At 60.2% G+C, this 7199-nt stretch carries 4 protein-coding genes; 2 read left to right on the top strand and 2 right to left on the bottom strand.

Annotated elements, in window-relative coordinates; genetic code table 11:
* Positions 1–22 precede the first annotated feature (22 nt).
* On the bottom strand, positions 23–2206 hold the full coding sequence (locus QN377_RS16075; protein ID WP_095017993.1) for a TonB-dependent siderophore receptor: 2184 nt from the start codon (positions 2204–2206) through the stop codon (positions 23–25).
* A gap of 614 nt (positions 2207–2820) precedes the next feature.
* Between QN377_RS16075 and mtlD the strand changes: the two genes are divergently transcribed.
* Positions 2821–4947 (top strand): bifunctional mannitol-1-phosphate dehydrogenase/phosphatase, encoded by a 2127-nt coding sequence (mtlD, locus tag QN377_RS16080; protein ID WP_095017992.1) that lies wholly within the window; start codon positions 2821–2823, stop codon positions 4945–4947.
* A 61-nt stretch (positions 4948–5008) separates the two neighbouring features.
* The gene (locus QN377_RS16085; RefSeq protein ID WP_095017991.1) at positions 5009–6019 is read left to right on the top strand and encodes an Ldh family oxidoreductase; all 1011 of its coding nucleotides are present in this window, start codon (positions 5009–5011) and stop codon (positions 6017–6019) included.
* Positions 6020–6109: 90 nt separating this feature from the next.
* On the opposite strand, the gene QN377_RS16090 is transcribed toward QN377_RS16085, so the two are convergent.
* On the bottom strand, positions 6110–7027 hold the full coding sequence (locus tag QN377_RS16090) for a dihydrodipicolinate synthase family protein (protein WP_095000333.1): 918 nt from the start codon (positions 7025–7027) through the stop codon (positions 6110–6112).
* Between the last annotated feature and the right edge of the window lie 172 nt (positions 7028–7199).

Here is a 7199-nt window from a genome sequence, read left to right on the forward strand (position 1 = left end):
TGCCCCCTGCAATGCAGCATGATCAGAAGTTGATCGAGGCACTCAACCTTGCCGTCAGCGGCGCGCCCTGGAAGACATAGTTATCGCCCATGTATTCGCCCACATCGCGCCAGTAGCGCTTGTCGAACAGGTTATCGACGGTCAGGCGAAACACCGTGTCGTAACCTTCGATTCGGGTGCTGTAGCGGCTGCCGATATTGAAGATGGCGTACGCGTCGGCCTGTACCGTACCCACCTGGCTGGCGTATTTTTTGCCGCTGTACTGCACGCCGCCCAGCAGGGCCAGGCCGTCGATCCAGGGCAGGGCGTAGTCGCCGTAGAGGCTGGCGCGCAGGGTGGGTACGTTGATGGTCTGGTGGCCTTCATATTCGGGCGTGCCGCTGCCGCTGACCCGGGAGCGGATCGCCGCGACGCTGGCCGCAATCTGCAGGCGCTCGGTGGCCCGACCGTTGGCCGCCAGCTCAATGCCGGTGTTTTTCTGCTGGCCCTGTTGGACGTAAGTGAACTCGCCATTTTCGGGGCGAGCATACTGGTACGCCTGGCGGATCTGGAACAGTGTGGCGCTCAGGCTCATGCGCTGCCAGTCGTATTTGATCCCGGCCTCTATTTGGCGCGACACGGTGGGCGGCAGGATGTCAAAGGCATTGCTGGCAAACCACGGCGCTGTGCCACCCAGGGACAGGCCCTTGCTGTAGCGCGTATACAACGTCATGTTTTGCACCGGTTTGTAGATCAGCGCGGCCTGGGGCAGGAATTCATAGCGTTGGGTGTGGCGGGTGGTGTCGCCCTGATCGTCGAAGGTCTTTTCATCCAGACGCACTTCGCGCCCGCCGATCATGGTCTGCCATTGCTCGTTGAAGCTGATCAGATCATTGAAAAACACCCCGTACTGGCGGCTGTCCAGGCGGCGATGGCTGTCGTTGAGGGCGCCGTTGTAGCGCTCGAGGTTTTCAGGCTCGCTGTCGATATTGCCACTGCCGAGCCAATGGTTGATGGCTTCACGATTATTCACCACGCGCCGGAATGCACTGCTGCCCACGGTCAGCTCATGACCGATTGCGCCGGTATGGAAGCGACCGCTGAGCGCTGCCTGCACCTCATCATTGCGCCGGGTATCGTCAGGGCTGCGGAAGTCATAGATGTCGTAGCCGCCCTCGGGGGTGAAGTAGTTGCCGACATTGGGTGTAACGCAGCCGACAGTACAACCGCCCCAGGCAAACGAGCTGTAGTCGTCGATCACCACCTTGCTGCGTGAGGCGCTCAGACTGCCTTTCCAGCTGTCGTTGAAGCGGTATTCGAAGTTGCCGTTGATATTCAGAGAATCAATGGTCACAGGTTTCGAGCCGCTCTGGTGCGCCAGCAGCTTTTTCGGCGAGGCGTGATGCGGCAGTTCGCTGCCGCCGAGCAACTGATAGCCCGGCACCGAACGCTGCTCCTTGTTCTGATACTCCACGTCCAGTTGCAGCAGGGCATCGGGGTTGATGTTCCAGTCGAACGCCACAGAGGCGAAGTCACGCTGGCCGTTGGCGTGATCGACATAAGAGTGAATATCTTCATGGGCAACGTTGGCACGCAGGCCGAACTGCTGTTCGCTGCCGAACCAGCCCCCCACATCGGTGGCGATGTAACCGCTGCCGCGATCGTCGGTAGACACCGTTACAGAGCGCACATCGGCTGCCCGCTTGGTCACATAGTTGACCGCACCACCGGGCTCGGAAACGCCGCTTTGCAGGCCTGAAAGCCCCTTGAGCAGCTCTACCTGCTGCTTGTTTTCCAGCCCGACATTTTGCTCGCCGGTGATGGTGCGGCCATTGATCTTGTAGCTGCTGGCCGAGTTCAGCGAAAAGCCGCGCACTACAAAATTCTCGTAGTAGCCGACGGGCGCGTAGCTTTCGCCGACCGATGCGTCGTTTTTCAGCACATCGCTGAGCAGGCGGGCTTGCTGGTCTTCAATCAGGGCATCGGTAAACACCGCAATGGCGGCCGGCGTATCGAGCAAGGGCGCCGCGTCGAAACCACCGACCCAGGCGTTGTCGGCCTGATAATCGCCGTTGTCCGTGGCCGTCACCGACGTAGCCGGCAGTTCGGTCCCGGCTGCATGTGCCGCAGGCATGGCGCTGCCCAGCAGCAGGCCGAGGCTGAGCAAACTGAGAGAGAATCGCGGGGCGGACTCTCCCTGGCTGAAAGTCCGGTAAAGCATGTTCATGCACAGCTCCTGAACGGTGGGCAGGCTTGAGACCCGAGCCTGTTTCTCAAGCGCGCCATCATACAGTCGCAAGCCGGGTTGCGCTTGGCGCTTCGCCATCAGGGAGCCTGCCATGACGGCCTGTCAGGGCCTGGCCCGACGGTTTTTTTGCGCAGTCGTTACAGCCTGTTGCTAAAGGCAATCCTTGATTTAGACGTGTTGCATGGGTTATAGCTAAAAAGGTCAGTCGTAGTATTACAGGAAATTAAAACGCCCTTATGGATGGAATCACACGTATCAATCGCCAGTTGGGCTCACACTTCGCATCCCTGATTGCAAGCTGTGGGCCTCACGTCAAATGCTGCATCAGTGCAGTCACAGGGTTTGTTTCCCGCTTTCTCGCAAACTTCGCTATCCCCCACCTGAGACCCTGCTTCTCGGGCAGCTGCGCCAACTGGCGCCATTGTTACGTCCCTCCGCCTGATTATTTCTGACCGCCAGCCGTTCCGGTGCACTCACGCCCCGCTGTCAATGGTGCGTTCTGCTGCCCGGGATTTGTATTTGAAACCACGTTTTTGATCCAAAGCGTTTCCGCGGGCAGCCAATAATTGCTCGCGCTACAAGGAGCTGTGTTGATGATTTATTTTCAGGGTAAAAGAATTTTCAGTGCCATCTTCGATATGGACGGCACCATGTTCGACACCGAGCGCTTGCGCTTCAAAACGCTCAAGCAGGCCGCCGAGGAGATTTACGGCACGCCACTGAGTGAAGAAACACTGATCGGCTCATTAGGCCTGAGTGCCAAAAAAGCTGAGGCCCTGGCCAGGGCCAACCACGGCGAAGACTTCCCCTATGCCCAGGTTCGCCAGCGTGCCGACGAGCTGGAGCTGGCCCATGTGCGTGACCACGGCGTGCCGATCAAGGATGGCCTGCTGGAAGTGCTGGAGCGCTTGCGCAAATACGGCCTGACCATGGCGGTGGCTACGTCGAGCCGTCGCGCCATCGCCGAGGAATACCTGATCAATGCCAATGTGCTGAAGTATTTCGACGTTACCGTGTGCGGTGATGAGGTGACCCAGGGCAAGCCCCACCCGGAGATTTTCCTCAAGGCGGCTAGCGCGCTCAATTGTCTGCCAGAGCATTGCCTTATGCTGGAGGACTCGCAAAACGGTCTGTTGTCGGCCATTCGTGCCGACGGCCAGCCGATCCTGATTGAGGATATCAAGCCGCCAGCGCCTGAAGTCGCGGACTGCGCCCTCAAGGCCTACACCAGCATGCACGGTTTTTTGGGTGACTTGAACGAGTGCATGCCCGATCTCGGTCCTCCCGCGCTGACCGACAGTTTCCCGCCCACCCTCAATCAGTTCAGTGCCGGTATTCATGGTTTTGGCGCAATGGGCGGCGGTTACCTGACGCAGATTTTCTCGCACTGGGACGGCTACACCCGACCCTGCGAGATCATCGCCGCCACCCGCTCACGCATGCTGCGCGAGACCATCCAGGCGTTTGGCCGCTTCAGTGTGCGCTACAGCGCCACGTCCTTCGATCAGACCATCGATAACCTGCGCATGATCGACATGGACGACGCCGAAGCAGTGATCCGCATGTATGACGTGGCGGAAATCATCGGCCTGAGCCTGCCTGAAACGGCAATTCGCAAGCAGGCCGGGGTGATTGCCCGGGGCCTGGTGCGCCGCTACGAGCGCCGGGGGCGTGAGCTGACCATTTTGATTGTGCTGAACAAGGTCGGCGGTGCGGACTTTGTGCGTCGCCATGTGCAGGCGCAACTGGAGTTGCTGGTGTCTGCCGAGCTGTGTCGCAAAATTCTGGATAACACCCACTTTGTAGAAACGGTGGTCAGCCGCATCGTCTCAAAGTTGTCCAACGAAGCGCTGGTGCGCCAGTTGCGGATCAAGTCGAAGATGTTCCAGAACAGCCTCGATGACGAGCCTGACGCACCTCGCGCCGCACCGCGCACTCCGGTGCCTGAGTACGAGCGCCTGATCAGCCGCTTTCGACCTTTTACCCAGTCCAGCAACGCCTTGAGCCAACTGCATCTGATCCTGTTCAACAGCGAGCCGGACATGCCCCTGTACGCCCAGCGCTGCAGCAATCTGCTTGAGCGCTTGCGCCAGGTGAAGACGGTAGACGACATCACCCAGCCACAAGTCATCAAGAACCTGCTGTGGAATGGCCCGCACGCGATCATTGCCTGGTATGCGAGCCTGCTGGGTTACTCCTGGCTGGGGCAGGGCATGGGCGACCCGCGCGTCAGTGAGCTGGCGCAGCGCTTGATCGGTGAGGCAGTCGGCCCGGCACTGGTGGCCGAAAACCCGCAGATGGCAGATGCCGTGGCAGCATTTTCAGCCACCTTTCTGGAGCGCTGCAATACCTCCTTCAAGGACCCCTGTGCCCGTGTCGGACGTGATCCACTACGCAAACTGCAACGTAACGAACGGATCTTTCGCAGTATCGATCTGGCCAGAAAGCACGGGATTGACAGCAGTGCCCTGCAGTTCGGCGCGGCGCTGGCGTTGCACTATGCGCTGCGCAGCACTGACAGCAAGGATCTGGAGTGCCAGCAGATGCGTAGTCTGTATCAGGACAATGGCAGCATCGAGGCGGTCCTGACGTTTACCGGCAGCTATAACGGCCAGCCGTATCCGGGGTTGGACCCGGTCACGGATGCGGCGTTGATTGAGGCAATTGCCGGGTATTTTCATGGCCCGCTCTGTGCTGAATTCGTCATGCCCACGGCCTGAACCGATCAAGCCGTGAGCCTGAGGATGGTCCAGTCTGAAAGGTCTGTTCAAGGAGCTGACCATGAAACGACTGACCCTGGCCCAGGCTTACGAGCTTGCCGAATCGATCCTGTTGCATAACGGTTTCAACCAGGCCCATGCCCGCGCGGTGAGCGCCACGGTGCTGGCCGGGGAGCGCGATGGTTGCGCGTCCCACGGTCTGTACCGGGTATTGGGCTGTGTCAATTCACTGCGCGCGGGCAAGGTCTCGGCCGATGCCGCGCCGCGGGTGATCGACCAGGCGCCGTCGATAGTGCGGGTGGATGCAGCCGGCGGGTTTTCCCAGTTGGCGTTCCAGGCGGGTTTGCCGCTGTTACAGGAAAAAACCCGGGCCAACGGCATTGCAGCCCTGGCGATCAATCGTTGTGTGCATTTTTCCGCACTCTGGGTGGAAATCGAGCAGTTGACCGCGGCGGGGCTGGTAGCGCTGGCCTGTAACCCGAGCCATGCCTGGGTGGCCCCGGCGGGCGGCTGCCAGCCGGTGTTCGGTACCAACCCCATTGCCTTTGGCTGGCCACGGGCGGGGCGTGCCCCGTTTGTCTTTGACTTTGCCACCAGTGCCATTGCCCGTGGCGACATCGAGTTGCATCGTCGGGCTGGCAAGGCTATTCCTGAGGGCTGGGGGGTTGACGCTCAAGGACTGCCGAGCACCGATGCCAATGTGGTGCTTGATACCGGCGCGATGCTGACCTTTGGCGGGCATAAAGGCTCGGCACTGGCGGCAATGGTGGAGTTGATTGCCGGGCCCCTGATTGGCGATTTGACCAGCGCCGAGTCCCTGGCTTACGACGCGGGGAGCAAGTCATCGCCTTATCATGGCGAGTTGATTATCGCGTTTGATCCGCAGCGCTTTCTGGGTGCGGCAACCGAAGAGCATCTGGCTCGGGCCGAGGGTTTGTTTGCCGGGATCGAAGGGCAGGGCGCGCGCTTGCCGTCGCAACGCCGGTATGAGGCGCGGGCGCGCAGCGAGGCGGAGGGGGTGCAGATTCCGTTAGCCTTGTTCAATGACCTGCAGGCGCTGCTGAAGGGATAGATTTGCCGGGGTGGCGCTTGTTGTGGGAGCGGGCAAGCCCGCTGCCACAAGGGGGGAGGCGGCAACAGAGTATCTACAGTAAGCCGTTGATCAAAGGCCGACATCAGGTAAGTGCGGGCGGTTTGCCAGAGCCTTGGCCATGATCCGTTCGACAAATTCACGATCTTCCCGTGGCAGGGCCAGGCGCGGGGGACGGGTCAAGGCGCTGCCGCGACCGGCAATGGCTTCGCATAGCTTGATGCACTGCACCAGGTCGGCACGGGCGTCCAGATGCAGGATCGGCATCAACCATTCATAGATCGGCATGGCTTCGGCGAAACGTCCGGCCCTGGCCAGGCGGAAGATGGTTTCGCCTTCCCTGGGGAACACATTGGACATGCCCGAAACCCAGCCTTCGGCACCCACGGCAAGGCTCTCCAGCACCACGTCGTCGAGGCCGGCAAACAGCACGAAACGGTCGCCTACTTCATTGCGGATATCGATAAAGCGGCGGGTGTCGCCCGAGGAGTCCTTGAAGCACACCACGTTGTCGCAATCGGCCAGAGAAATCAGGATGTCGGGGGTGACATCGTTTTTGTAGATGGGCGGGTTGTTATAGACCATCAGTGGCACGTCGGCGTGCTTGGCTACATAGCGGTAGTGTTCGGCGGTTTCGAAAGGCTTGGAACCGTAGACCAGCGCGGGCATCAGCATCACCCCATCGACGCCGACCTTGCGCACGGCATTGGCCACCTTGGCGGCTTGCACGCTGGTGAACTCGGCCACGCCGCAGATGACCGGCACCCGGCCGCCGGAGGCTGCCACAGCGACTTCGGTCACAGCGATTTTTTCTTCGGCGGTCAGGGAGGTGTTTTCCCCCACCGAGCCACAGACCACCAGGCCCGACACGCCGTCACGGATGACGTTGGAAATCACCTGGTGGGTCTTGTCCAGGTTGATGCTGAAGTCATCGTTGAATTGAGTGGTCACCGCAGGGAAGACGCCACTCCAGTTGATGCGCTTGCTCATGTTTGTTGCCTCCGGTCGCTAGGATGGTATTTCGTATACGTTTAGTTACGGTTTCATGTAGATACTCTGTTGCAGGTCAAGCCCTACTGTGGGAGCGGGGGGGCGCGCGCCCCCCCCCAAACCACCGGCGCCGGGAGCCCCCGCGATACTGTTTTATTTTATAAAACAAACC

The sequence above is a fragment of the Pseudomonas sp. CCC4.1 genome, from assembly GCF_035019225.1.
Taxonomy (GTDB): domain Bacteria; phylum Pseudomonadota; class Gammaproteobacteria; order Pseudomonadales; family Pseudomonadaceae; genus Aquipseudomonas; species Aquipseudomonas bubulae.